We start from the raw sequence: 25,349 nt of genomic DNA, 5'->3' as shown, positions 1-25,349 counted from the left end.
GCACCTTGGACTCGGAGGCGCCGGACGCACCGGAGGCAGCAGAGCCGCCCGGGACGCCCGAAGCACCCGCGGCCCCCGAAGCACCCGAAGCACCCGCGACGACCGACCCCATCCGGTACCGCGACAGCGCCTCGCGCAGCGCGTCCGGCACCTTCGCCGGCCGGGTGTCCCCGTTCGGGCCGCGCATGCACGCGATCCGCTGCCGGCCGCGGGCGACCAGCGTCTCCTGCTCGCCGGCCAGCTTCACGTAGTCGAACGCGAACCCGACCTGCGTCTGCGTCAGGTCCTCCAGGCGCATCCGGATCGAGAGCTCGTCGAAAGCCGTGATCTCGGCGAGGAATTCGCAGTCCACCTTCAGCGTGAACAGCTTCAGGTCGTCCTGGACCTCCGCCAGTACCTCGGGGGCCTGGTCCCGCAGGAACATCTCCCGGCAGCGACCCTGCCACCGTAGGTAATTGACGTAGTACACGTTGCCCACGAGGTTGGTCTCCTCGAAACCCACCAGGTGCCGGTATTCGTAGTAGGACTCCACCGTTACCACCGTTACTCCTTGTCTTCGGCGAGCAGGGTGAGCACGACCGGCTCGGACTGCCCGCGCAGCGCCGTCGCGAAGGTCGCGATGCGCGCCCCGCCCGACCGCAGCAGAACCCAGCGGTCGTCCCGGGAAGGCCCGTCGACGACCAGGTCCGCACGCGCCCGGCCGCTCTTGCCCAGTGCCTCCAGCGCACCCCAGACCCGGGTGGCCGCGGACGCCAGGTCCGAGCCGGACTCGGCCGCGATCAGCCGCGCCAGCTCCAGGCCCGGCAGACCGAGCAGGTCGGCCCACTCGCTCTCGGGCCGCTCCGCCGCCGCCTCGATGTCGCAGGCCACTGCGACACCCTCGGCCGCGACGCTGAGCGTCACACCGGCGCCGTGCGCGGAGGACACCGCGAACCCGCCGGCGGCCTCGGGCTTGCCGTCGGGCCGGTAGCGCAGGTCGGCCTCGCCGCCGAGCAGCCAGCCGACCGTCTGCGCGGTCTGCCGGCGCCGGGTCTGGACGCCGCGGTCCTCCCCCGGCGCGTCCGGACGGATCGCGACCCGCAGGGCGGCCGGCAGAACCTGGTCCGTACGCCGCTCGACGTACGGACCGAGCAGCGTCGGCGTCCAGGGCCCGGAGCCGTCCTGTTTGCGCACCGCGCGCAGGGTCAGGCCCTCCCAGCGCTCGACCAGAGCGCCGGAGCCGTCGCGGACGTCGACGTCCCATATATAGGTGTCGCCGTCACGGCTGCGCTCGCGGCCGTGCAGGGTGACAGCATCCTGACTCCCGACGACCGCCGGGTCGGCCAGGTACAGCTTCTCGATCCCGGCCGGCAGCAGCGTCGCGTCCGGCACACAGCACTGGATCGAGTGCATCATGGCGTCGCGCGTCCCGGGATCGGCGAGCACCAGCTCGCCGGCCAGGAACGGCGCGAACCACGGTGCGGTCGGCTGGTTCGCGATGTCCGCGACGCAGCGCTTCGCGGCCAGCGCGCGGTAGCCGAGCAGGCGCTGGAACCGGGCGCCCTGGAACAGCACGGGACCGTACAGGTCGCCGGCCGGATCCAGAGGCAGGCGCTCGGTTCCGGCCCCGGACCCCGCGCCGCCGTCCAAGGCCGCGACCCCGTAGCGGAGCCGGGCCCGGAAGTGGTCGGCCGCGAAACCGGTGTCGCTGCTGCGGATCACGGCCGTGACCGCGTCCGGGCCGTCGGCCAGCACGGCGACCCGCAGCGTCGTCGAACCCTGAGGCGGCACGACGATCGGCCGGAGGAATTCCACGTTCTCCAGCACCGGCGCCTGGCCGCGGCCGGTCAGGGCCTTGGCCGCCTGCGCCATCGCCTCCATGCCGAACACCGCCGGGAACAGCAGGTCGCCGTCCAGGTAGTGGTCGGGCAGATACAGGTCGCTGTCGCCGGACAGGTCGCAGTCCGCCACCAGCTCCACACCGGGGTAGTGCACCTGCACCCGGTCCAGGAAGCGCAGCAGCGGGACCTCGGCGCGCTCCAGGGTGATCGTCGGCAGGCCCTCCGCGCGTCCCATCACGACCGCGGAGGTCGGCGCCGACGGGTCGGCGATCATCCGGGACAGCAGCGCCACCCCGTCCTCGGCCGGGATCGGCTCGATGCCTTCGCGCACCAGGGATTCCAGCACGCCGAGCCGCTCCCCCATGCCGGCGCCGGACCACACCGACCACTCCAGCGCCAGGCACTTGCAGCCGGGGAACTCCTCGGCCACCCGGTGCGTGAGGTCCGTCATCCAGTCGTTGGCGACGGCGTAGTCGGCCTGGCCGCGCAGACCGGCGCGGCCGATGATGCTGCCGAAGGTGACCAGCAGCCGCAGCGAGGCCGGATCCACCGCGGACAGCACGGCCTCGAGCCCGGCGATCTTCGGTGCCAGGGTTCTGCGGAACGCGGCCTCGTCCAGGTTCACCAGGGCCGCGGGCACGTTGCGGCCGGCGCCGTGCAGCACCGCGGTCACCGCGCCCAAAGCACCCCGGACCTGCTCGACCGCGGCCTTCACCTCGTCGGCGGAGGTGACGTCGGCGCGCGCGTAGTGGTACCGCACGCCGGCCGCCGCCATCCGCTCCAGGTTGGCCGCCAGCTCCGCGTCCTCGGCCGGGTCCGACCGGCCCAGCAGGCCGACCGCGGCACCGGTCTCCACACCCAGCGACAGCGCGCACTCGGCGGTGATGCCCTTGCCGCCGCCGGTGACCAGCAGGACGTCGGCGGACGTCAGAGGACTGTCATAGGCGTCCGCGGGCGTCTCCGGCAGGGCTCTGAGAACCGGCACGTGCCGCTCCCCGGCCGAGTCGTAGAACACCTCGCTGAACCCGTCGGTGGCCGCGACGTCCGCGACGATCCGGTGCACCGCGCGGTCGGCGCGCGCCTCGGACATCCCCAGCGGCAATGGCAGGGTGACCACCGTGGTGGCGACGTTCGGCGCCTCCAGGTGCAGGGTCTTGGCCAGTCCCGCACCGCCGCGCCGTTCCCCGATCACGACGAAGCGCACCGGGTCCACGGCGGACAGCGCGGCGCGGGCCGCGCGCAGCATCAGCAGGACGTCGTCCGCATCGGGCTCCCGAGGAAGGCACAGCAGGACCCCGTCGCCGAGGCCGGCCTGGCGCAGCGCCTCGTGCAGCGCAGTGGCCAGCGGATGCCGGTCCGGCGCGAACAGCCGCCATTCACCGCCGGTGGCGGCTCCGGCTCCAGCTTCGGCCGCGGCTCCAGCTCCGGCAGCCTGTTCGGCACCGGAGACCGGCACGCCGACGGCGGTCGGAACCAGGTCCACCGCGAAAGCGCGGACCCAGGGACCCACGCCGGGTGCGGCCCGCGGCCGTTCGGCGTCGGCCTCCTGCGCGGTCCCGCCGAGCTCCTCCAGCATCGCGGCGAGTTCGGCCATCGTGGAGGTGGCGAACGCCGAGGTGGTGGCCGGCGGCACCAGGCCCAGTTCGCGGCAGGCCTGGTTGACGATCTGGCCGACCGTGATGGAGCTCAGGTGCAGTTCGTCCAGCGGGTTGCTGTCCGGCCGGACGGCTTCCGGCGGCAGCTCGGCACGCTCGGAGGCGAGCCGGGTCAGGACTTCCAGCACGCTCTGTCCGTGCGCGGACCCTTCCGGCGCGGCCAGTTCGATCCGCAGCGCCGATTCGGCCGCCGCACCGCCGACCGTAACACCGTTCCCGGTGCTGACGACGGCGGCCGGGATGTCCTCCGGCGCCGTCTCGCAGGGACTGGCGAAGAAGCTGAACTCCTTGTCCAGCGGCAGCGGCCGGGTGAACCGGTCGGCGAACAGCTCGCCGTGCCGCACCGGCGCGCCGAGCACGTAGGCGGCGGCGACCGTGCGCAGCAGACCGGCCAGCGACGGGCTGTCGGTCTCCATCGAGACCACCGGCACCGCCGGGGCGATGTCGGCGGCCAGGCCGCGCAGGATCCGTCCCGGACCGACCTCGATGAGCAGGTCGGCCCGCTCGGCCAGGGCCGCGGCGGCGTCGGCGAACCGGACGGGTTCGCGGATCTGGCGGGCCAGCAGGGCCGGCACGTCCAGGTCCGCGTCCGGCTCCTGACCGGTCACGGTCGAGACCATGCGGCGGCGCAGGGGGCTGTGCTCCTGCTCGGCCAGCCAGGACCCGAACTCCTCGGCCGCCGGGGCGACCAGCTCGGAGTGGAAGGCGTGCGACACCGCGATGCGGGCCACGTCCAGGCCCCGGGCCGAAGCCCGGGCGCCGACCCGCTCCACGGCGTCGGCGGGCCCGGACACCACGGTCTGGGTGGGGCTGTTGTAGCCCGCGATCACCACCGGCTCGCCGGCCAGCAGCGGCTCGACGGTCTCGGCGGCGGCGGAGATCGACGCCATGGCGCCGTTCCCGGCCGAGGCCTCGGCCATGATGCGGCCGCGCGCCGCGGCGGCGGCCAGCAGCCCGGCCTCGTCCATCGCGCCGGCCCAGTGCAGGGCCGTGAGCTCGCCCAGACTGTGGCCCGCCGCGCCCGATCCCTCGATGCCCAGGCGGGTCAGGATCTTGAGACCCGCGAGCGAGGAGGTGACGATGCGCGGCTGCGCGACCTCGGTGGCGACCAGGTCGCCGTCGGTCGGCAGCGCGGCGGTCCGGTACAGCTCGTCGATCTCGGCGAACCGGTGCCGCAGCGCCCCGCCGTCGCCCCGGCGCCCGGCGCCCTGGCCGGGGAACAGGAACGCGATCCGGGGCAGCATCGCCGCGCTGCCCAGGAAGACCCCGTCGGCCAGGTCCAGCACCGTCCGCGAGCCCGCGTCGAGCAGGGTCAGGAGTTTGCCGAACTTGCGCTCGGCCTCCTCCGGGGAGCCGGCCACGACCGCCGCGCGCAGCGGCCGGTCGGCGGTCTCGGACTGCAGGGTGGCCGCGAGGTCGGCGACCTCGGCGTAGGACAGCCGTCCGCACAGCGCGGCGACCTGCGCGATCCGGCCGCGCAGCTCGGCGACCCCGGCGGCGTCGACCAGCAGCAGCTCCGCGTCCTGGCGGGAGCGGACCAGCTGCCGGGTCTCCGGGCCGAGCTCGGTACGGCGCGCGCCGTCGCCGTGTTCGAGGACGATGTGCGCGTTGATGCCGCCGAAGCCCATCGACGACACGCCGGCCCGCACGGTCAAGTCCGGCGGCCACAGTTCGGCCGCGCTCGGCACCCGCAGCGCCGGCCGGTCGCCGGTCAGCTCCGGGTGCGGGTCGACGTGGCCGGTGGCCGGCGGGATCACCTGGTGCCGGACCGCCAGGATGGCCTTGAGCAGGCCGGCCACGCCGGCGGCGGCCTTGGTGTGCCCGAAGTTCCCCTTGACGGTGCTGATCGCCGCGGGTGCGGCCTCGGGGTCGGCGGCGCGGCGGGCCTCGGAGAAGGCCCGCAGTTCGGTGGCGTCGCCGACGGCGGTGCCGGTGCCGTGGCCTTCGAGGTAGGCGACGCTGTCGATATTGAACCCAGCAGCCGCATAGGCGCGCTCGATGGCCAGCCGGTGCCCGGAGGCCTCCGGCCGGGTCATGCCGCCCTTGCCGTCGGAGGAGTAGCCCCAGCCGGCGATGGTCGCGTAGCGGAACAGGCCGCGCCGGAGCGCTTCCTCGTCCCGCATCAGGACCAGCATTCCGCAGCCTTCGCCGGGCCAGAACCCGTTGGAGTGCTTGTCGTAGACCCGCATCTCGCCGGTGGCCAGGGCCCCGGTCTTGGCGAAGCCGATCACCTCGAAGGGGTCGATGCTCAGGTCCACGCCGCCGGCGACGGCGGCGTCGAGCCGGCCGGAGGCCAGCGCGTCGCACGCGGTGGCCACCGACAGCAGCGAGGAGGAGCAGGCCCCGTCGACGGTGAAGCCGCCGCCGGCGAAGTCGAAGTGGTTGCAGATCCGGCCGGCGATGGTGTTGGCCAGGCCGCCGGCCAGGGTGTCCTCGTCGATGCCGGGGAACGGCGCCTTGTAGCGCTGCTCCAGACCGCCCAGGAACTCCGTCAGCGCGGCGTCGTCCCAGCCCTGCTCGCGCAGGGCCGCGCCGACCGTGCGCCGGACGTAGGGCCAGCGCAGCCGCATGACGTTGGCGCGGGCGAACTCGCCGGTCAGGGTGTTGCCGATGATGACGCCGGTGGCCCGGTTGTTCAGGCCCGCGCCGTCGGGGAACCCGGCGTCGGCCAGGGCCCGGGACGCGGTGTCCAGGGCCAGCCAGTGCGTCATGTCGGTGGACCGGAAGGTGCTGCCGGCGATCTTGTACTTGACCCGGTCGAACTCGAACCCCTCGATGACCGCGGCCTTGGCCGAGTAGAAACGGTCCGGGGCCGCGGGGTCCGGTGAGTAGTAGTCCTCGGCGCGCATCCGCTCGTCCGGCAGGCGCCGGAAGGCCCGACGCCCGGCCAGGACGTTCTCCCAGAGCCGCTGCGGGGAGTCGGCGTCGGGATAGCGGCAGGCGATGCCGACCACGGCGATCCGTGTCTTCATGGCAAGCTCGGTGTTCACGCGGCGATCGTCCCGGCCTCGGCCGGCGCGGGCCTGCCGTACGGCAGCGGCGCCAGCGGCTGCGCCCCGCGCGCCGCCTTCCGCTTCTTCATCAGGTACGCGACCCACCAGCCGGCCCCGCGGGCGGCACAGACGAAGGACGTCGCGAAGAACAGGGTGTAGACGATGTTGAAGACCATCATGATCCCGTAGACCGTGGCGACCGAGGCGCCGAACATGAAGCCGTTGCGCGGGCGCGACGGCGTGGTGCCCGGGTCGCTGATCATGTAGTTGCTGAAGAGGATGAACGCCACGCCGGTCATCGGGCCCAGGGCGTTGAACAGCGCCACGTGCCAGATCCAGTGCCGCACCACGGCCTGCAGGAAGAAGCCGCCCATCCAGCCGGTGATCAGCAGGGTCTTCTTGGTCAGCAGGGCGTTGATGACGGTGCCCGCGGTGGCGATGATGACGATGATCATGACGCGGAAGAACGTGTTCGCCTTCTCGGTGAACTCGTACGGCGGCGCGATGCTCATCCAGGTGCCGCCGAACACCAGCAGCGTCATGGTGATGCCGAAGTTCGACGGGTTCATGAAGTGCCGCATCCGGCCCTGGACCGGCGCCTGCAGCGCGTGCTTGCCGGTCACGCCGACGCCGACCGCGAACAGGATCGGCCAGATCTGGCTGTTGCCGTACAGCAGCATGTTGCAGGCCAGCGCGGTGATGTGCGCCGGGAGCAGGAACTCGTACATCCCGCGCACCCCCCGGCCCATGAAGCGGCGGGGGCGGCGCTGCGCCCACGCGCTGATGATCTCGAAGCCGATCTCCAGGGTGTACGCGTAGAGCACCGAGATGAACGGCCACAGCCACGGCTGCTCGAAGCCCAGCAGGGTGTAGCCGAAGATGTTGAACACGCTGATCGAGATCGCGAAGTTGCGCAGCGCCAGATAGCGCGGGTCGGTGTTGCCGCGTTTCTTCTTCGGCGCGGCCTGGGGCGCGCCCGGCGCCGCCGGCGACGCCGTGCTCCCGGCGCCCGGATTCATCGTGGACGTCATTTCGCCGGAACCTCCTGCGCGTTGCCCGAGAGCGTCAGGGTGTGGCTGCCCTCGGGGAGTTGCATGTCCTGGGTGTGGAGCTGGCCCTGCGTGTCACGCCATTGCAGGTGCACCTGGACCGGGCCCATGTACGTGCCGAAGCCGAAGTGCACGTCGAAGCTGCGCTTGCCGGTGTGGCCGCTGCCGCCGTCGAGCTGGGATATCTGGGTCTTGCCGTTGGCCGTGACGGTGACCGTCGCGCCGTAGGCCGGGGTGCCGGCGCCCTCGAGCCCGGTGTTCGCCCGGCCGTCGGTGGACGGGCGCACCAGGTTGAGGTCGAGGTAGTCGCCGAGGGTGCTCTCGGTGTTGGCGTAGAACGCCGGGGCGCCGAACTGGCGGGAGATCGCGAAGTCCAGACGGCCGGTGCCGGTGGTGTCGCCGATGGCGATGCCGCGGGTCGGGGTCGGCACGGCCAGCCCGAGCTGCTTGCTGACGTTGACGAACTTGCCGTCGGAGTTGCGGGCGTAGAAGGCCATGGCCTGGTCGCCGGCGATGTCGTCACCGGGTCCGACGTTCGGCCACATCGCGGGGTTCGACAGCAGGTCGTCGTTCATCATGGCCATCTCCTGCAGCCACGGCCAGCGGTTGATGGTGCCCTTGACGAACCCGTCGGCCTGCAGGATCTCCGGCTGGCCGCTGTTGGTGAAGTCGGCCATCTTCGTGTCCCAGCACCAGCCGGTCCACGCCACGCCGCTCTCCTCGGCCTGCTGGGTGAACGGCGCGTAGCCGTCGTCCAGGTCCTTCTTCATCTCCGCGCCGCTCTTGGCCTGGTTGATCCACAGGAAGTTGCTCTCCTCCAGGCCCCAGGCGGTGGTGATGTTGGAGACCATGGCGTCGAAGCGGCCGTTGTCGTTGACGTCGGCGAAGTCCACGCCCATGCCCTTGAACGAGCCGTTGCCCATCACGAAGGACTTCGGGGTGGTCGCGGTGCGCTTGCCGAAGACCGTGGAGAACTTGATGGTCTTGCCGTCCGAGACGTTGTGCAGCACGAACGCGTGCCCGAAGTCGTTGGCGATGTAGACGTCCGGGAGCCCGTCGCCGGTGAGGTCGGCCGAGGCGATGGCCAGCGTCCAACCCGCGGAGTTCGCGAACGGGATGGCATCGGAGTCCTCGACGTAGCTGACCGTCGGATCGGTGCCCGACGTCGCGCTCACCCAGCGCAGCACGTGCGCGCCGCCGCCGTTGTTGGCGCTGGACAGGCTGTTGGGCATCTGGACGTTCTTCTGCCCGTGCGGGTCCAGGACCGCGGAGTTCGGGAAGTAGTTGCCGACGATGATGTCGGGGTGGCCGTGGCCGGCGAAGTCGCCGACGGCGATGGCGTTGGTGTTCCACTGCGGCCCGTGGTACTTGCCGTCCGGGCTGGCCGACGGGACCAGTTCCACCGGCTTGTACGCACTCGCCGACGGCGTGGTCGCGTCGGACTTGGCCAGGAACAGCACCGGGGTCCGGCCCCAGTAGCTGACCAGCAGGTCCATCCGGCCGTCACCGAGGAAGTCGCCGGGGGTGCAGCCCATCGGGGCCATCGACGTGCCGTCGTACGGCAGCGGCGCCGGGTCCAGCGTGAACGGCGTGAACCGGTCGGCGGCCGGGGCGGTCGGCGTGTAGGTCACCACCACCTTGTCGGTGCGGGTGTCCACGATGCACATCCCGTCGGCCTTGCCGTGCCCGACCAGGTCGTTGATGGCCACTCCGGCGCCGACCGAGGATATCCAGGACCGGATCTTGTAATAGGCCGGATTCACCTGGCGGACGGTTTGCTGTGGAAGGCTGTCGTATCCCGGCGGGAAGGCGATCGGCATCTCCTGGAAGGAGAACTGCTTGGCGACCGCGTCACCGCCGCTGGCCTGGACCGGGGCATTGGCAACGAAGACCATCACGATTCCGAGAATCAGCGCCGTGACGCCGGGAACCAGTCTGCGAAGACGTTCGGAGAACGCCATTCCCTACTCCTCTTCTCCATCAACGGTTTGCGGCTTGCTGTATCCGTGCAGGGCACATGGGCTCGATGGGCCGGAGTTTTGAAACACGACATGGGACAAGACGCCGTCATGGCCTTGCCGCATCATGGGCATCCCGCCCTTATCCTCAGCATGCGTCCGCGGGCTTTGGTGGTGCTTCTCCGGACTTGCTCCGCTACGCAGTGTGAGGGTTCTGAAGAAATCCATATTCAGGCACGCTGAAATGTCCCCGACACACATCGGCGCAGGCCGGCGCATGACGGCGCACGACACCGCGAGAACGCGCCGCCTATCGGGAATTCAGCTGAGATGAATTCAGCTCAGGGAAGCCGGACCTTCCGCAGAAATGCGGGAAGCAGCCACACACGTCTGCCCCACGCGCGCACTCCGCCGTTCAGCACCGTCCGCAGCCGGCCCACGTGGTGGAACAGCATCAGATTCAGCGCGGCGGGCCGGAAGAACAGGCGCACGTCCACATCCCGGCCCGGCTCCTCCACCGACACCACACCGTCGGTGACGACGATCGCCACCGGTTCGGTGTAGGCGCTGCGGAACTCCACCGCGATCCGGCCCGGACGCGGCGGCCCGGCGACGTCCAGCAGCACGCCGACGCCGTTGCGGATGATCTCGACGACGAAGAGCTCGAAGAACATCGCGGCCTGCCGCTCCGGGATCGGCCACGGCCGGCCGCCGGCCCGCGCGATGTCCCGGCCGTGCAGCAGCATCTCGTTGGTCAGATGCGCCAGCAGCCCGGCGCGCGGCAGGCTCGCGCCGCCGAGCCAGACCACCGTCGAGGCCGGGTCGGTGTCCTCGGTCAGCTCCAGCACTTTCGCGACCGAGGAACGCAGGGTCGCCACCAGCGCCACCGGGTCGCGCTGCGTGAAGTTGCGCCGCATCGCCTCGTTCAGCCCGGTGTGGATGTTGTCGACGGTGGTGCTCAGAAGCAGTTCCCTGACCCCGTCGATGGGCCGCTCGGTGTCATAGGAGATGACCAGCGACGTGTACTGCCACGAGATCGCGGCCACGTGCGCCGCGGTGTCGGCGACGGTCCAGTCCGCGGTGGCCATCGCGTCCGGATCGCTGGCGAGCACGAGGCGGCAGAAGCGCTCCGCGACCTCCCGCACGGCGGCCCGCACCTCGGTCCATCGCTGAGGGCTGATTCTCGTGACCGCCGGCACGCGCCGGTTCCGGTCTGGTATCCGCGCACGGACTTCGGGCACGAGTCCCCCTCGACGCTCGGTGCTGAATGCTTTTCCGCTTTCGAGTCTGCGTGTGCTGAGATCGGATGCGCGCCTTCGGCGTTGCTGTTTCGACGTTGCTGTTTCTGTTCGGTGGTGTACTACTCCGGGACGCGGCGGCAGTACTCCGGGGGGCGTACGCGGCAGTTGCTGCCCTGGTAGGACGTGGCGCGGGAGTCTCCCGCCTAGCGTGGGGGCATGATCCGAGTACCCACCTGGCTGCCCGAGGCGGCGGTCGGCGTCGTCTCGGCGACGGTGCTGGTCACGATCTCGGCGCACATCTCGGCGGGCCCGGACAGCCGCGGCGCCGACGCCGTGCAGTACGTCCTGCTGGTGCTGGCCGGCGCGGCCATCGCGCTGATCCGGCGGCGGCCGCGGACGGCGGCGGCGATCGCGACCGCCGTCCTGTGCGCGGAGGTCGCGCGCCGGTATCCGGACGGTCCGGTCTGGGCCGTGGGCTGGATCTCGCTGGCCGGGGTGAGCTGGCGGACCAGCCGCCGGGCCGCGCTGGCCTGGGCCGGGATCATGCTCGCCGCGCTGACCCTGGCCGCGGTGGTGTTCGGCTCCTCGGGCCTGGTGCTGCCGCTGATCTTCCTGGGCTGGTCGGCGGCCGCGATCCTGGCCGGCGACACGCTGCGCGACCGCCGCGAGCGGATCCAGGCGCTGCGGGAGCGCGCACGGTTCCTGGAGATGACGCAGGAGGAGGTCGCGTTGCGCCGGGTCGCCGAGGAGCGGCTGCGGATCGCGCGCGATCTGCACGACAGCGTCGCGCACGCGATGGCGACGATCAACGTCCAGGCGGCGGCCGCGGCGCACGTGATCGACCGGCGGCCGCAGGCGGCCGGCGCGGCACTGGTGGCGATCCGGCGGGCCAGCGGCGAGGTGTTGGAGGAGTTGGGAGCGATGCTCTCGGTATTGCGGGACGGATCGCAGCAGGCTGATCGGGCGCCGGCTCCGGGGGTGGGGCAGATCGCGCGGTTGGCGGACTCGGTGGCGGCGTCGGGGTTGGCGGTCGAGCTGGTGGTCGAGTTGGCGGCCGAGTCAGCGGTCGGGGGCACGGCCGCGGACGTCTCACCGGCGGTCGGGACGGCGGCATACCGGATCGTGCAGGAGTCGCTGACCAACGTCATCCGGCATTCGAAGGCTGAGAAGGCCCGGGTCGAGGTGGCCGCGATCGGCGGCTCGGGGCTGGCGATCGAGATCAGCGATCCCGGTCCGGCCGGCACGGTCGCGGGGTTTTCGAGCACCGGGGTCGGGATCAGCGGCATGCGGGAACGCGTCACGTCCACCGGCGGGGTCTTCCACGCCGGCCACACCGCACAGGGCGGATTCCTGGTCCGCGCCCGATGGGAGGCACGCTCATGATCCGGGTGGCACTCGCCGACGACCAGTCCCTGGTCCGGGCCGGGTTCGCGATGATCCTGGACGCCGAGGACGACATGACCGTGGTCGGCCACGCCGAGGACGGCGCGGCCGCGCTGGCGCTGGCCGGCTCGGCGCGGCCGGACGTGCTGCTGATGGACATCCGCATGCCCGGCTTGGACGGACTGGCCGCGGCCCGGCAGATCTGCGCCGATCCGGCGCTGGCCGACGTGCGGATCATCGTGCTGACGACGTTCGAGCTCGACGAGTACGTCTTCGAGGCCCTGCGGTCCGGGGTGAGCGGGTTCCTGGTCAAGCACACCGAGCCGGCCGACCTGGTCCGGGCCGTGCGCGAGGTGGCGCAGGGCGAGGCGCTGCTGTCCCCGAGCGTGACCCGGCGGCTGATCACCGAGTTCACCGCGAAGCCGAGCCGGCCGACGCTGGTCCCGGCGACGATGGGGCTGCTCACCGACCGCGAGCGCGAGGTGGTGGGGCTCGCAGCGCTCGGGATGAGCAACGAGGAGATCGCCGCGGAGCTGGTGGTCAGTCCGGCGACGGCGCGGACGCATGTCAGCCGGGCCATGGTGAAGCTGCACGCGCGCGATCGGGCGCAGCTGGTGGTGTTCGCGTATCAGTCCGGGTTGGTCGCCGGGCCTACTTCCTGACGGCTCCGCGTAGTGCGGTCGGCGCAGGTCGAAGTTACGTTCCCGCACCGACGACCGGAGGGCGCTCGCGCCGGAGGCTGGAGGCGTATCAACCAGCCGGACACCACGGGAGCGTTCATGAACACTTCAGCCGCGATCAGAGTCGCGGATCTCAGGAAGGACTACCGGGGCACCCGGGCCGTCGACGCGATCTCCTTCGACGTGCCGCACGGTTCGATCACCGGGTTCCTCGGTCCCAACGGCGCCGGGAAGTCCACGACGCTTCGCATGCTCGTCGGACTGACCTCGCCGACCGCCGGCTCGGCCACGGTGCTGGGCCGGCACTACACCGAACTGGTCAACCCCGGGCGGCGGGTCGGCGTACTGCTGGACGCCTCCGCGCAGCACAGCGGCCGTACCGGCCTGGAGGTCCTGCGGCTCGGGACGATGATGATGGGCCTGCCCGACCGCCGGGCCGAGGAGATGATCGAGAAGGTCGGGCTGTCGGCGGCCGAGGCCCGGCGCCGCACCGGCACCTATTCGCTGGGGATGCGGCAACGGCTCGGCGTCGCGCACGCGCTGCTGGGCGATCCCAGCGTGCTGATCCTCGACGAGCCGGCCAACGGCCTGGACCCGGCCGGCATCCACTGGATGCGGACCCTGCTGAAGGAGTTCGCCGACGCCGGCGGCAGCGTGCTGCTGTCCTCGCACCTGCTGCACGAGATCGAGGTCGTCGCCGACGAACTGGTGGTCATCGGCCGCGGCCGGATCGTGGCCCGGGGCCGGAAGGACGACCTGCTGGCCGGCAGCGGCGTGGCCGTGCGGAGCACCGACGACGAGGGGCTGGCGGCGGCGATGCGCGGAGCCGGCGTGCCGTTCACCGACCATCCGGACGGCGGGTTCACCGTCAGCGCCGCCGCCGAGCACATCGCCAACATCGCCGCGGCGGCCGGGATCACGCTGCGCGAGCTGCGGACCGCCGACGACGGCGGGCTGGAGCAGCTGTTCCTGCGGCTGACCGCCGACGACGCACGAGAGGACGTGAGGTCATGAGCACCGCTTCTTCCACCGCTTCCACCGCTTCCACCGCACAGATCGCGCCGACTGACCGGGCCCGGGCGCCGATCCCGTTCGGGCGCCTGGTGCGCACCGAGCTGCGCAAGCTCACCGACACCCGGGCCGGGCGGTGGCTGCTGGCCACGCTGCTGGCGGCCACGCCGATCGTGGCGGTCGTCATGGTGTTCTCGATGGCGGCGAAGGACCTGAACTACGCCAAGTTCGTCGACTTCACGTCGACACCGGAGAAGATCCTGCTGCCGATCCTCGGGATCCTGACCATGACCAGCGAGTGGAGCCAGCGGACCGGGCTGGTCACGTTCGTCCTGGAGCCCAAGCGCGGGCGGGTGCTGCTGGCGAAGGTGGTCGCGGCGTTGGCGCTGGGGGTCGGGCTGAGCGCGGTGATGCTGGCGACGTCGGTCGTCGGGAACGTGCTGGGCATGGCGGTACGCGGCGGCAAGGGGAGCTGGGGCTTCGCCGGGCAGGTGTCGGGCGAGGTGACGGTGGTGCTGATCAGCTGGCTGCTGCTGGGGATCGCGCTGGGGATGGCTCTGCTGGTCACGGCGGCGGCGATCCTGGTGGCGTTCGTGGTGCCGAACATGTTCAGCGCGTTCTTCGGGTCGGGGTCGAAGAGCACGACGGCTTGGTTCGATCTGAACCAGGCGCAGTCGCCGCTCTACAGTCACGACATCACGGGGCGGGGCTGGATCCAGCTGGTGGTGGCTTCCGCCCTGTGGATCGGGGTGCCGACGGTGCTCGGGGTGATGCGGGTGCGGAGGGCGGAGGTGAAGTAGGGCGCGCGCCGGCCACGGCTCGCCCTGCACACCTCACCCCGCGCACCTCATCCGGTGTGGGCGCCGAGGCCGGCGTCGACCACCTTGGTGTCCTCCAGGACCCAGTCCTCGGTCATCCGGCCCCAGCGCAGGGTCAGCCACTGGGTCGCGTTGTTGTGGTAGCTCGCGCCGTCCAGGAGGGTGCCGTCCACCACCAGGCGCACGGCGACGCGGGTGCGCCACGGCCAGCCGGCGACAGCGACGTCCTCGACCCGGTAGCGCACCTCGGTGAAGCGCGCGGCGAAGGACTCCAGCCAGCCGCGGATGGCATCAGGCCCCTGCCACTGACCGCCGAGCACGGTGTCGCCGAGGACGGTGAACTTCGCATCCGGCGCGGCCATCCGGATCGGCGCGCTCGCGTCGCCGGCGTTGATCTTGTCCCACGTGCTCCGCACGATCCGGGTCACGACGTAGTGGTACGGCACGGCCGGCCTCCCTCGCTGAGTTCTGTACGTGAACTCTACGTGAGTTCACGTACAGAACGCACGCTGTTACGCTGGCGACGTGCCCAGAACCGACTATTCCGACTTCGCCTGCTCGGTGGCCCGCAGCCTGGAGGTGATGGGCCAGTGGTGGACCCCGCTGATCCTGCGCGACCTCTACCTGGGCGTGAACACCTTCGACGAACTCGTCGCCGACCTGGGCATCTCCCGCAGCCTGCTGACCGCCCGCCTGGCCGACCTCGGCGCGAACGGCCTGATCCGCCGCGAACCCTACGGCGAGCGCGAGGACCGCTACCGTTACCTGCTCGAACCGCCCGGCCGGGAACTGATCCCGCTGCTGGCCACGCTGGCCGCCTGGGGCGACCGGTGGCAGACCCCGCAGGGCGGCCCACCGCTGCTGTTCGAGCACGCGGGGCACGAGTGCGTGCCGACCGTCGCGTGCTCCACGTGTTCCGAGGCACTCACCGCCGAGACGCTGGTGCCGGTCCCGGGGCCGGGGGCGCGGGCGGTGCGCGGGACGGCGGTCGTGGCTTCGCGGCCTTTGCCTTCCTGAGTGTCGTCACGAGCACTGTCAGAGGAAGCACGGCACGATAGCCGCAGGGCACAGCCACGCCCTGAAGGAGGACAGAACCCGCCATGACCGTCATCGACTGGCTGCTGGACAGCGACCCCGCGATCCGCTGGCAAGTCCTGCGTGACCTCACCGACGCGCCCGAGGAGCAGGTCGCGGCCGAGCGGGCCCGCGTGCTGTCCGACGGCTGGGGCGGCCGGCTGCTGGCCTTGCAGGGGCCGGACGGCAAGTGGTCGACGAGCGCTCCGACGTTCTCCTCCGAGAAGGCCGCGCAGTGGTGGCGGTCGATGGACGCGTCCCGGCAGGGCACCCTGTTCCCCGAATGGACGTCGATCGCCTGGAGCTTGACGCTGATGCGGGGGTTCGGCGTCGAGCCGGGCGATCCGGCGGTACGCGACGCCGTGGCGCGGGTTCATGCGAACGCGCGGTGGGAGCACGACGGCGAGCCGTTCTTCGCCGGGGAGGTGGAGCCCTGCATCAACGGCCGGACGGTCGCACTCGGCGCGTACTACGGGATCGACGTCGAGCCGATCGTGAACCGGCTGCTCGGAGAGCAGATGGCCGACGGCGGCTGGAACTGCGAACAGGAGAACGGCTCCACGCGCGGCTCGTTCCACACCACGATCGAGGTGCTGGAGGGACTGACGGAGTACGACCGAACCGCGAGCGGCGGGCCGGAGGTGGCCGAAGCCGTGGCGCGCGGCCACGAGTACCTGCTGCGACGACGGATGTTCCACCGCCTGTCGACCGGCGAACGCATCGCGGCCTGGACGCAGTTCTCGTACCCGCCGTTCTGGCACTACGACGTGTTGCGCGGCCTGGACTACCTGCGCGCCGCCGAGGTCAAGCCCGACGAGCGAGTGGCGGAGGCGGTCGAGCTGGTACGCGGCAAGCAGGACGCCGACGGCCGGTGGCTGCTGGAGAACCCGCACCCCGGCGAGCTGCACTTCCCGATCGACGACGAGGAAGGCAAACCGAGCCGCTGGAACACGCTGCGGGCACTGCGGGTGCTGCGGTGGTACGACTCGGCCGCGAAGTAGGACGCGCGCCGGGGCATCTACAGCACTTGCCGGCCCGACAAACTCAGCACCCTGCTGAAATCGGCGGCGATGCCAACCGCGCCTGCCATCGGGCCTCAGTGCCTGGAGACTGCGCCTGCCGCAGCACCGCAGAATCTGGGGCGCGCCGCTCCACCCGGCGGCGCGCCCCAGCAGTGCTAAGTCAGTGTCCGTACTTCCCCGCGAGCCACACCGTCGCGTAAGCCCCGACCGTCACCACTCCCGAAGCCGGCAGCCAGTCCTGTCCCTGCTCCGCATCGGCGGTGACCGCGCCGAGGTTGCCGGCCCCGGCGCCGTCGTAGTCGCGCGAGTCGGTGTTCAGCACCTCGTGCCACATGCCGCCCCACGGCAGGCCGACGCGCCGGTCACGGATCTCCTGGCCGGAGAAGTTCGTGATGCAGACCAGGGCGTCCTCGTCGCGGCCGTAGCGGACGAAGGCGATCAGGTTGCCGTCGGCGTCCGCCGCGCCCCAGTGGGTGGCGCCGGGGTCGTCGTCGCGCGACCAGAGGGCCGGCAGCTCTGTGTAGCGGTGGTTCATGGCGGCGACGAGGCGGGTCACGCCGTCGCCGTCGGCGGCGTCGGCCCAGTCCAGGCCCCACTGCTCGCTCCACTCGCCGCGCTGCGCAAACTCGGAACCCATGAACAGCAGGTGCTTTCCGGGGAAGGCCCACTGGTACGCCAGCAGGCCGCGCAGGCCGTCCTTCTGCTGGCCGCGCCAGCCCGGCAGCTTGCCGGCCAGGGAGCCCTTGCCGTGGACCACCTCGTCGTGCGACAGCGGGAGCAGGTCGTGCTCCATGAAGGCGTACGCCGACGGCCGGCGGAGGTCGTCCCAGTGGTAGCGGCGGAACAGCGGGTCGACGGTGAGGCAGGTCAGGGTGTTGTTCATCCACCCCAGGTTCCACTTCACGTCGAAGCCCAGGCCGCCGTCGGCGACCGGGTGCGTCACGCCGGGCCAGGCCGCCGACTCCTCGGCGACCATGACCACCGAGGGGTGCCGGTCGTGGACCTCGTTCGTCAGCATCTTGATGAAGTCAAGAGCCTGCAGGTTCGAGTTGCCGCCGAAGCAGTTCGGCTCCCACGTTCCCGGCGCGCGCGAGTAGTCCAGGAACAGCATCGAGGACACGGCGTCGACGCGGAGGCCGTCGGCGTGGAACTCCTCGATCCAGTACAGCGCGCTGCCGATCAGGAAGTCGCGGACGTCGGGGTGCCCGAAGTCGAAGATCAGGCTGCCCCAGTCCGGGTGCTCGCCGCGCCGCGGGTCAGGGTGCTCATACAGGGCCGCGCCGTCGAACCAGGCCAGGGCCCACTCGTCGCGCGGGAAGTGCGCCGGGACCCAGTCCAGGATCACCGCGACGCCGGCCCGGTGGAAGGCGTCGATGAGCCGCCGGAGCCCGTCCGGGTCGCCGAGCCGCGCGGTCGGGGCGTAGAAACCAGTGGTCTGATACCCCCACGATCCGCCGAAGGGGTGCTCCATGACCGGCAGGAACTCCACGTGCGTGAAGCCCAGCCCCGCGACGTGCCCGACCAGCTGCTCGGCGAGCTGGTCGTAGGACAGCCCGGGCCGCCAGGACGCCAGGTGCACCTCGTACACCGACATCGGCTCGTTGAACGAGTAGCGCTCGCCGGTACGGTGCCGCGCCATCCAGGCGTCATCAGTCCACTGATGCCGCGACTCGAACACCACCGAGGCCGAGGCCGGCGGCGTCTCGGCGGCGAACGCCACCGGATCGGCCTTCAGCCGCCACACCCCGTCGCGGCCGAGGATCTTGTACTTGTACCGGTGCCCGGGCCGGGCGTCGGGTGCGAATCCCGACCAGCGGCCCGAATCGTCGCGCCGCAGCTCCACGCCGCGGTGCGGGTTCCAGTCGTTGAAGTCGCCCTCGACGTTCACCTGCTGCGCGTTCGGCGCCCAGACCGCGAACTCCACGCCGGTGATCCCGTCGACGCCACCGGAGCCGTCGGCCCGCACGTGCGCGCCGTACCGGTGCCAGTAGCGCGGGTCGTCCGGCACCGCCAGCGACGACCAGTCGACATCAATATCCTGAATATCCTGCACGCGCGTCCCACCGGCTCCCACGGCGGTTCCCCCGTTCCACGTCACGGCAGCAACCCCGCCGACTCCAGCAGGTTGCCCTGGGGGATGTGCACGGGCTCGCGGTCCGGGACGTCGTGGCTGCGCCACAGGTTCGGCGGCCGCTTGACCTTGGCCTTGGTCACCACGCTGGAGTAGATCCCGGCGGTGGCCACCGCGACGTCGTCCCAGCCGTAGCGCTCGCGCACCATGGTCCGCGCGGCGTCGGCCATCGCCCGCGCCGACTCGCGGTCGCTGATCAGGGAACTGACAGACTCGGTGAGCGCCTCGGCGTCGCGGACCGGGAACCTCAGGCCGGTCACGCCGGGCTCGACGATCTCGGCCAGCCCGCCGGTCTCCGACACCGCCAGCGGCGCGCCGGCCGCCGCGGCTTCCAGCGCCACCAGACCGAAGGGCTCGTAGATGCTGGGCACCACCATGGCGTCGGTGGAGGCCATGGTCGAGGACAGGCCGCGGGCCGGGACGAAGCCGGTGAAGCTGATCTCGTGGTGCAGGTCCAGGCGGCCGACGGTGGCTTCCAGCTCACCGCGCTGCGGTCCGTCGCCGGCTATCACCACGCGCAGCCCGGGGTGCCGGCGGCGCAGCTCGGGCACGGCGTGCAGCAGGTGCTGGACGCCCTTCTCGTAGACCAGGCGGCCGGCGAACCCGATCAGCGGCCCGTCGCCGGCGTAGCGCGAGCGCGCGGCGGCGACGTCCATCCGGTTGGGCGACCAGCGCGGCAGATCGACGCCGTTGGGGATGACGGCGGTCTTCGCGGCGGACACGCCGAGCAGGGCGTCGACTTCACGTCCCATGTACTTGGAGCACACCAGCACCCGCTCGGCCTCCGTACCGAGCCAGCACTCGACGGAGTGGATCGCGCGGTTCAGATCGCCCGGCAGCCAGCCCTGGTGCCGGCCGGCCTCGGTGGCGTGCACGGTCGCCACCAGCGGCACCCGCAGGTGGTCGCGCATGGTGATCGCGGTGTGGGTGACCAGCCAGTCGTGCGCGTGGACCAGATCGAACTCGCCGGTGTCGGCGGCGTGCAGGGCGGCGCGGGTCAGGGTGTGGTTGAAGGCCATCGTCCAGGCGAGCAGGTGCGGGGTGTCCAAGGGGATGGCCGGCGGGTCGGCCGGGGCGCGCACCACGCGCACGCCCTCGATGATCTCGTCCAGCGGCGCGCCGGGGGCGTGCCGGGTGGCGACGGTGACCTGGTGGCCGGCCCGCGCCAGGTTCCGGGCCAGCGCGTGGACGTGCCGGCCCAGGCCGCCGACCACCACCGGCGGGTACTCCCAGGAGAGCATCAGGATCCGCAGGCTCCGGGACGCCGGCCGGGGTGGCGCCGGGACCGTGGCCCGGACCACCGCCATCGCGTCGTTCTCTTCTTTCGTCATCGTCAGCTCGCGCACCGGTGCGGACATGGGCGTTGCTCCCCTTGGTTGTGCTCGGTGGTTCATGTGCGGTCGAGAAATCTGGTGGTCCAGCAGCGAAGGGCTTCGGCCACCGACCACGCCTGGAACGGGCAGCCGGTGGTGGCATGGGGGGCGGCGCCGTCGGCGGTCTCGGAGACCGAGCCGAGCCCGGCTTCGCCGAGGTGGCCGGGGAGTCCGCCGAGGATGGCCGCGACCGGGTCGTCGGCGGAGCTGTCAGCCGGGCCGTCGGACGATCCGCCGGCCGCGGCGGCCGAGGAGGCGGCGGCCGCGGCGGCGACGGCGTCGCGGTACGGCCCGAGCAGCCACGGCCACACGGTGCCCTGGTGGTACGCGGCGTCGCGCTGCTCGGAGGATCCCTGGTGGTGCCGCTGATAAGCCGGATCGTCCGGCGACAGGGTCCGCAGACCCAGCGGGGTCATCAGCTTCTCGCCGACGATCGCCGCCGGGGCCTGTCCGCGCAGCGGCGCGTACGGGAGGCTGTACGCCAGCAGCTGGTTCGGACGCAGCGAGCCGTCGTCGCCGGCCGGGCCGTCGACCACGTCGTAGAGCCCGGAGTCCGGATTCGGGAAGCGGCGTCGGAACGAGGTCGCGGCGGCCTCACGCCGGTGCAGCACGGCCGTGGCGTCCCGGCCGGTCGCCTTGTACAGATCGGCGACGGTTCCCAGTGCGTTGATCCACAGCGCGTTGATCTCCACGGCCTTGCCGCTGCGCTGCGTGATCGGCCGGCCGTCGACCCGCGCGTCCATCCAGGTCAGCGCGTACCCGTCGGCACCCTGCGTGAGCAGCGAGTCGGCGGGGTCCACCCGGATGCCGTAGCGGGTGCCGTCCAGGTGCGCCCGCAGGATGCCGTCGAGCGCCGGGACCAGCTCGGCGGCCAGGTCCGCGTCGCCGGTGGCGGCGACGTGCCGGCCGACGGCGTGCACGAACCACAGCGTGCCGTCGGCGGTGTTGTACTCGACCGAACCGGTGTCGGCGGTGTTGGCGAGCATGCCCTCGGACAGCGTCGCGGCGTAGGCGCGCAGCAGGCGGCGGCCCTCGTCAGCACGCTGTGCGCTCAGGAACAGGCCGTCGTAGGACAGCATCGTGTCCCGCGACCACGTCCCGAACCACGGGTACCCGGCGATCACATCCGGCGCCTGCGTCCCGTCGGCGGCCGTTCGGTCGATGACAAAGGCGTCGGCGGCCAGCAGCAGCTCGGCGGCTACCGCGTCCGAGCCCTTGGCCTCGATCGCGGCGGCGCGGTCGTGAGCTGCCGCGACGATCTGCGCGGCGGGCGGCGGCGCGGCGTCCAGATCGCCGGCCCAGGCGGCGAGCTCCAGGGTCTCCCCCGGCCCGGCCAGCCGAGCCGAGAACGAGCCGGCGAACCACAGGTCCTCGCGCGCGCCGAGGCCGCGTGCGGCTTCCTCGCGCAGGTACACGTCGCGGTACCACTGGCCGTCGGGAGTCCAGCCGGGCCCGGCGATGCGGTAGGCGTCCTCCACGACCACGCCGTCGGAGGTCGGCCGCAGCCGCGGATCGCCGCCGCCGGCGAACCGGTCGCCGTGCTGGTCGCGCCAGGTGCACAGGGCTTCGACGCGCAGCGTCACCGGGCCGCCGGCGAGCAGGCGGTAGAGGTAGCCGTAGGCGGGCCGGCCGTGGACCGCGGCGAGTTCGGCCTCCAGCACGATGTCGCCAACCCGCCAACGCCACCGCGGAAGTCCGTGCGAAAGGGTGAAGCTCTCCAGCAGCGTGTGGCCGTCCGGGGCGATCGCGCCGGAGGCCCACTCGTGTACGGCCAGCCTCACCTCGGCCCCTGAGGGCGTCACGAGCACCGGGTCGAGACTGGCCAGACCGACCCGACGCGCGCTGCCGCCGTTCTCGGACGCCACTAACAGAGCGTGATACCTGCGGGTCCGAAGCCCGCTCGCAGTTCCCATGGCATAACCACCAACACCATCGGGTACAACCCATTCCCGGGCCGCGCCCTCAGAGAGGTCGCCGCACAGCCGGGTACCGAAGACATGCGGATTGGAGATCGCCACGACCGCCATATTCGCAGTGGTCTTTATCGAGCGCATTTCGTGAGTGCTGCGTAGGGTCGAACCGCAACGGTACCCAAGGAACGCGAGGGCACGCGGTGACCACAGCAGAGCAGGCGCGGCTGGACCAGTACGACGGCGAGGAAAACGAGCCTTGGCGTGCGTGGGGTCCGTATCTGTCGGAGCGGGCTTGGGGCACCGTCCGTGAGGACTACTCCCCCGGCGGCACGGCCTGGGACTACTTCCCGCACGACCACGCGCGTTCGCGGGCGTACCGCTGGAACGAGGACGGCCTGGCCGGCGTCTGCGACATCGACCAGTACTTCTGCTTCTCCCTGGCGTTCTGGAACGGCCGCGACCCGATCCTGAAGGAGCGCGCCTTCGGTCTGACCGGCAACGAGGGCAACCACGGCGAGGACGTCAAGGACTACTGGTGGTACCTGGACTCCACGCCGACCCACTCCTGGATGCGCTGGCGGTACCACTACCCGCAGAACGAGTTCCCGTACAACGACCTGGTCCACACCAACCGCGACCGCGGCACCCAGGACCCGGAGTACGAACTCGTGGACACCGGAACCTTCCAGGACGACCGCTACTGGCGCATCACCGCCGAGTACGCGAAGTCCGGGCCGGAGGACATGTGCATCCGCGTGAAGGTGGAGAACAAGGGTCCGGACGAGGAGACGCTGCACGTCCTGCCGCACATGTGGTTCCGCAACACCTGGTCCTGGGGCCTGGCCGGCCGTGAGGCGGTGCCGGTGCTGACCGGCGACGTCGGCACACTGGTCGGCGAGCACCGGCTGCTCGGACGGCTCGCGCTGACCGGCTCCGGTGAGCCCGAGGCGCTGGTCTGCGACAACGTGACGAACGACCGGCGGCTGTGGAACAGCGACGGCCCGGCGTATCCCAAGGACGGCATCAACGACCACGTGGTCTCCGGCGCGGACACCGTCAACCCGGAGCGCCGCGGCACCAAGGGCGCGCTGCACTACGTCTTGACCGTCCCGGCCGGCGGCACCGCGGAGATCCGGCTGCGGCTGCGCTCGGAGGGCCCGGACAGCGAGGCCGTGGGCCCGGCGGACCTGGACACCGGCTTCGAGGAGCTGATGGCGCGGCGCGCGGCCGAGGCCGACGAGTACTTCGCGGAGCTGACCCCGGACGCGTGCACGGCCGACGAGGCGAACGTACTGCGCCAGGCGGTGGCCGGCCTGATGTGGTCCAAGCAGTACTACCACTACAACGTCTCGCGATGGCTGGAGGGCGACCCGTCGCAGCCCACACCACCGGAGGGCCGCGAGCACGGCCGCAACACGCACTGGTGGACGCTGTCGGCGCGCGACGTCATCCTGATGCCGGACCCGTGGGAGTACCCGTGGTTCGCGGCGTGGGACCTGGCGTTCCACTGCGTGGCACTGGCCGAGATCGACCCGAAGATGGCCAAGGAGCAGCTGCTGTTGCTGCTCCAGGAGTGGTACCTGCACCCCAGCGGCCAGGTCCCGGCGTACGAGTGGGCGTTCAGCGACGACAACCCGCCGGTCCAGGCCTGGGCCGCACTCCAGATCTACCGCGCCGACGGCTGCCGCGACCACGTGTTCCTCAAGCGCGTGTTCCACAAGCTGCTGATGAACTTCACCTGGTGGGTGAACCGCGCCGACGCCGACGGCAACAACGTCTTCGAAGGCGGCTTCCTCGGCCTGGACAACATCGGCCCCTTCGACCGCGACGCCGGCGTCCCGGTCGGCGACCTGCTGGAGCAGAGCGACGGCACCGCCTGGATGGCGATGTACTCGCTGAACCTCATGGAGATCGCCCTGGTCCTGGCCGAACACGACCCGGTCTACCGAGAACTGGTGATGAAGTTCTTCGAGCACTTCGGCCTGATCGCCGCCGCCGCGAACAAGATCGGCCTCTGGAACGAGGAGGACGGCTTCTTCTACGACGTACTGCGCACCCGCGACGGCAGCACCATCCCGATGAAGGTCCGCTCGGTCGTGGGCCTACTCCCCCTGGTGGCCACCACCTCGGTCCGCGCCGAGGCCATGGACGCCGTCCCGGAGCTACGCAAGCGCGTGAAGTGGTTCTTCGAGAACCAGACCGACAAGGCCGACCTGCTGATGGGCTGCGTCGACATGAACAAGTCGCACCGCCTACTCACGATGATGACGTTCGACCAACGGCCCCGCGTCCTGGAACGCATGCTCGACGAGGGCGAGTTCCTATCGGACCACGGCCTGCGCGCCCTGTCCCGGGTGCACAAGGACCAGCCATACCGCCTGAACGTCAACGGCACCGACTACAGCGTCAGCTACGAACCAGGCGAATCCCACACCACGATGTTCGGCGGCAACAGCAACTGGCGCGGCCCGATCTGGTTCCCGGTGAACTACCTCCTGATCGACGCCCTGGACCGCCACCAGGACTTCTTCGGCGACGGCATCACCATCCCCTACCCCACCGGCTCCCCGAACCAGGCAACCTACGGCACCATCGCCGACGACCTGGCGCACCGCCTGGTCGGCGTCTTCCTGAACGACGAGGCAGGCCGCCGACCGGTGTTCGGCGACGTGAAGCTGTTCCAGGAGGACGAGGCCTGGCACGACCAGATCCCGTTCCACGAGTACTTCCACGGCGACACGGGAGCCGGGATCGGCGCTTCGCACCAGACAGGGTGGACGGCGCTGGCGATCAACCTGCTGCTGCGCAAGGGGCGGCCGCGGCGGACGGCGGCTATGGAGGAGGCGGCTGAGGCGGAGTTCGAGACGGAGGCTCGGGAGGAGTAGGGGGCGGCGGCAGGCGAGGGTGGGCTGGGCGGTGCGGCAGCACGGCAATGCGATGCGGCGGCGCGACGGCGCGGCGGCACGACGGCGCGACGGCGCGGCGGCACGACGGCACGACGGCACGACGGCAATGCGGCAATGCGGCAATGCGGTGCGACGATGCGATGCGGTGCGGCGGTAGGCCACGGCGGCGCGGCAGTCAGACCGGTGCGGCCGGGCTGCCGCTCCCAACGAACACCGGTGCCTTGGCCGCTGCGGGCGGTGACGGTCGAGCGCGGCTGGTGGTGTGGTGAGGGGGTCCGAAGGACCATGCGGGGTGTTGGTTCTGGGTCCCTCGCCGCGTCGA

General features: G+C 71.4%; 15 protein-coding genes and 1 pseudogene. 7 read left to right on the top strand and 9 right to left on the bottom strand.

Annotated elements, in window-relative coordinates:
• Positions 1 to 76: 76 nt before the first annotated feature.
• From ABH920_RS41180 to ABH920_RS41160, 5 genes and pseudogenes are all read right to left on the bottom strand, one after another.
• Positions 77 to 532, bottom strand: a pseudogene (locus tag ABH920_RS41180) (acyl-CoA thioesterase); the annotation flags it as partial.
• Positions 533 to 543: 11 nt separating this feature from the next.
• Positions 544 to 6,447, bottom strand: a complete 5,904-nt coding sequence (locus ABH920_RS41175) for an SDR family NAD(P)-dependent oxidoreductase (RefSeq protein ID WP_370354846.1) — start codon at positions 6,445 to 6,447, stop codon at positions 544 to 546.
• Between the two features lie 14 nt (positions 6,448 to 6,461).
• Positions 6,462 to 7,499 (bottom strand): hypothetical protein, encoded by a 1,038-nt coding sequence (locus ABH920_RS41170; protein WP_370354749.1) that lies wholly within the window; start codon positions 7,497 to 7,499, stop codon positions 6,462 to 6,464.
• Positions 7,496 to 9,478 carry a CRTAC1 family protein gene (locus ABH920_RS41165; protein WP_370354748.1) on the bottom strand — a complete coding sequence of 661 codons (1,983 nt, stop codon included), beginning with the start codon at positions 9,476 to 9,478 and terminating at the stop codon, positions 7,496 to 7,498. Before ABH920_RS41165 ends, ABH920_RS41170 begins: the two co-directional genes overlap by 4 nt.
• A gap of 338 nt (positions 9,479 to 9,816) precedes the next feature.
• Positions 9,817 to 10,716, bottom strand: coding sequence for a maleylpyruvate isomerase N-terminal domain-containing protein (locus tag ABH920_RS41160; protein ID WP_370354747.1), 900 nt, complete (start codon positions 10,714 to 10,716; stop codon positions 9,817 to 9,819).
• A gap of 216 nt (positions 10,717 to 10,932) precedes the next feature.
• On the opposite strand from ABH920_RS41160, the gene ABH920_RS41155 reads away from it, so the two are divergent.
• The 4 genes from ABH920_RS41155 (at position 10,933) to ABH920_RS41140 (ending at position 14,590) form a co-directional block, all read left to right on the top strand.
• A complete protein-coding gene (locus tag ABH920_RS41155; protein WP_370354746.1) occupies positions 10,933 to 12,099 on the top strand; it encodes a sensor histidine kinase in 1,167 nt (388 codons plus the stop codon).
• A complete protein-coding gene (locus ABH920_RS41150; RefSeq protein ID WP_370354745.1) occupies positions 12,096 to 12,761 on the top strand; it encodes a response regulator in 666 nt (221 codons plus the stop codon). Before ABH920_RS41155 ends, ABH920_RS41150 begins: the two co-directional genes overlap by 4 nt.
• A 117-nt stretch (positions 12,762 to 12,878) precedes the next feature.
• A complete protein-coding gene (locus ABH920_RS41145; protein WP_370354744.1) occupies positions 12,879 to 13,793 on the top strand; it encodes an ATP-binding cassette domain-containing protein in 915 nt (304 codons plus the stop codon).
• The gene (locus ABH920_RS41140; protein ID WP_370354743.1) at positions 13,790 to 14,590 is read left to right on the top strand and encodes an ABC transporter permease; all 801 of its coding nucleotides are present in this window, start codon (positions 13,790 to 13,792) and stop codon (positions 14,588 to 14,590) included. Before ABH920_RS41145 ends, ABH920_RS41140 begins: the two co-directional genes overlap by 4 nt.
• Before the next feature lie 47 nt (positions 14,591 to 14,637).
• On the opposite strand, the gene ABH920_RS41135 is transcribed toward ABH920_RS41140, so the two are convergent.
• On the bottom strand, positions 14,638 to 15,054 hold the full coding sequence (locus tag ABH920_RS41135; protein ID WP_370354742.1) for a nuclear transport factor 2 family protein: 417 nt from the start codon (positions 15,052 to 15,054) through the stop codon (positions 14,638 to 14,640).
• 79 nt (positions 15,055 to 15,133) lie between these two features.
• Between ABH920_RS41135 and ABH920_RS41130 the strand changes: the two genes are divergently transcribed.
• The gene (locus ABH920_RS41130; protein WP_370354741.1) at positions 15,134 to 15,625 is read left to right on the top strand and encodes a winged helix-turn-helix transcriptional regulator; all 492 of its coding nucleotides are present in this window, start codon (positions 15,134 to 15,136) and stop codon (positions 15,623 to 15,625) included.
• An 83-nt stretch (positions 15,626 to 15,708) separates the two neighbouring features.
• Positions 15,709 to 16,683 (top strand): hypothetical protein, encoded by a 975-nt coding sequence (locus ABH920_RS41125; protein WP_370354740.1) that lies wholly within the window; start codon positions 15,709 to 15,711, stop codon positions 16,681 to 16,683.
• Positions 16,684 to 16,864: 181 nt separating this feature from the next.
• Here the strand turns inward: ABH920_RS41125 and glgB are convergent, their stop codons facing one another.
• From glgB to ABH920_RS41110, 3 genes are read right to left on the bottom strand one after another with little or no spacing between them, the layout of a single operon-like run.
• On the bottom strand, positions 16,865 to 18,757 hold the full coding sequence (gene glgB / locus ABH920_RS41120) for a 1,4-alpha-glucan branching protein GlgB (protein WP_370354739.1): 1,893 nt from the start codon (positions 18,755 to 18,757) through the stop codon (positions 16,865 to 16,867).
• Positions 18,758 to 18,798: 41 nt separating this feature from the next.
• Positions 18,799 to 20,193 carry a glycosyltransferase family 4 protein gene (locus ABH920_RS41115; RefSeq protein WP_370354738.1) on the bottom strand — a complete coding sequence of 465 codons (1,395 nt, stop codon included), beginning with the start codon at positions 20,191 to 20,193 and terminating at the stop codon, positions 18,799 to 18,801.
• A gap of 32 nt (positions 20,194 to 20,225) precedes the next feature.
• Entirely contained in the window at positions 20,226 to 22,262 is a 2,037-nt protein-coding gene (locus ABH920_RS41110) for an amylo-alpha-1,6-glucosidase (RefSeq protein ID WP_370354737.1), read from the bottom strand.
• 59 nt (positions 22,263 to 22,321) lie between these two features.
• Between ABH920_RS41110 and ABH920_RS41105 the strand changes: the two genes are divergently transcribed.
• Positions 22,322 to 25,006 (top strand): glucosidase, encoded by a 2,685-nt coding sequence (locus ABH920_RS41105; RefSeq protein ID WP_370354736.1) that lies wholly within the window; start codon positions 22,322 to 22,324, stop codon positions 25,004 to 25,006.
• The last annotated feature ends 343 nt before the right edge of the window (positions 25,007 to 25,349 follow it).

The sequence above is a fragment of the Catenulispora sp. EB89 genome (assembly GCF_041261445.1).
Taxonomy (GTDB): Bacteria; Actinomycetota; Actinomycetes; order Streptomycetales; family Catenulisporaceae; genus Catenulispora.
This window is presented reverse-complemented; position numbering and strand designations above follow the sequence as displayed.

Excerpts from the sequence above, each read along its gene's own strand:
- ABH920_RS41175 (WP_370354846.1), bottom strand. The coding sequence starts at position 6,447 with ATGAAGACACGGATCGCCGTGGTCGGCATCGCCTGCCGCTATCCCGAC.
- ABH920_RS41170 (WP_370354749.1), bottom strand. The coding sequence starts at position 7,499 with ATGACGTCCACGATGAATCCGGGCGCCGGGAGCACGGCGTCGCCGGCG.
- ABH920_RS41165 (WP_370354748.1), bottom strand. The coding sequence starts at position 9,478 with ATGGCGTTCTCCGAACGTCTTCGCAGACTGGTTCCCGGCGTCACGGCG.
- ABH920_RS41155 (WP_370354746.1), top strand. The coding sequence starts at position 10,933 with ATGATCCGAGTACCCACCTGGCTGCCCGAGGCGGCGGTCGGCGTCGTC.
- ABH920_RS41150 (WP_370354745.1), top strand. The coding sequence starts at position 12,096 with ATGATCCGGGTGGCACTCGCCGACGACCAGTCCCTGGTCCGGGCCGGG.
- ABH920_RS41145 (WP_370354744.1), top strand. The coding sequence starts at position 12,879 with ATGAACACTTCAGCCGCGATCAGAGTCGCGGATCTCAGGAAGGACTAC.
- ABH920_RS41140 (WP_370354743.1), top strand. The coding sequence starts at position 13,790 with ATGAGCACCGCTTCTTCCACCGCTTCCACCGCTTCCACCGCACAGATC.
- ABH920_RS41125 (WP_370354740.1), top strand. The coding sequence starts at position 15,709 with ATGACCGTCATCGACTGGCTGCTGGACAGCGACCCCGCGATCCGCTGG.
- ABH920_RS41115 (WP_370354738.1), bottom strand. The coding sequence starts at position 20,193 with ATGTCCGCACCGGTGCGCGAGCTGACGATGACGAAAGAAGAGAACGAC.
- ABH920_RS41110 (WP_370354737.1), bottom strand. The coding sequence starts at position 22,262 with ATGCGCTCGATAAAGACCACTGCGAATATGGCGGTCGTGGCGATCTCC.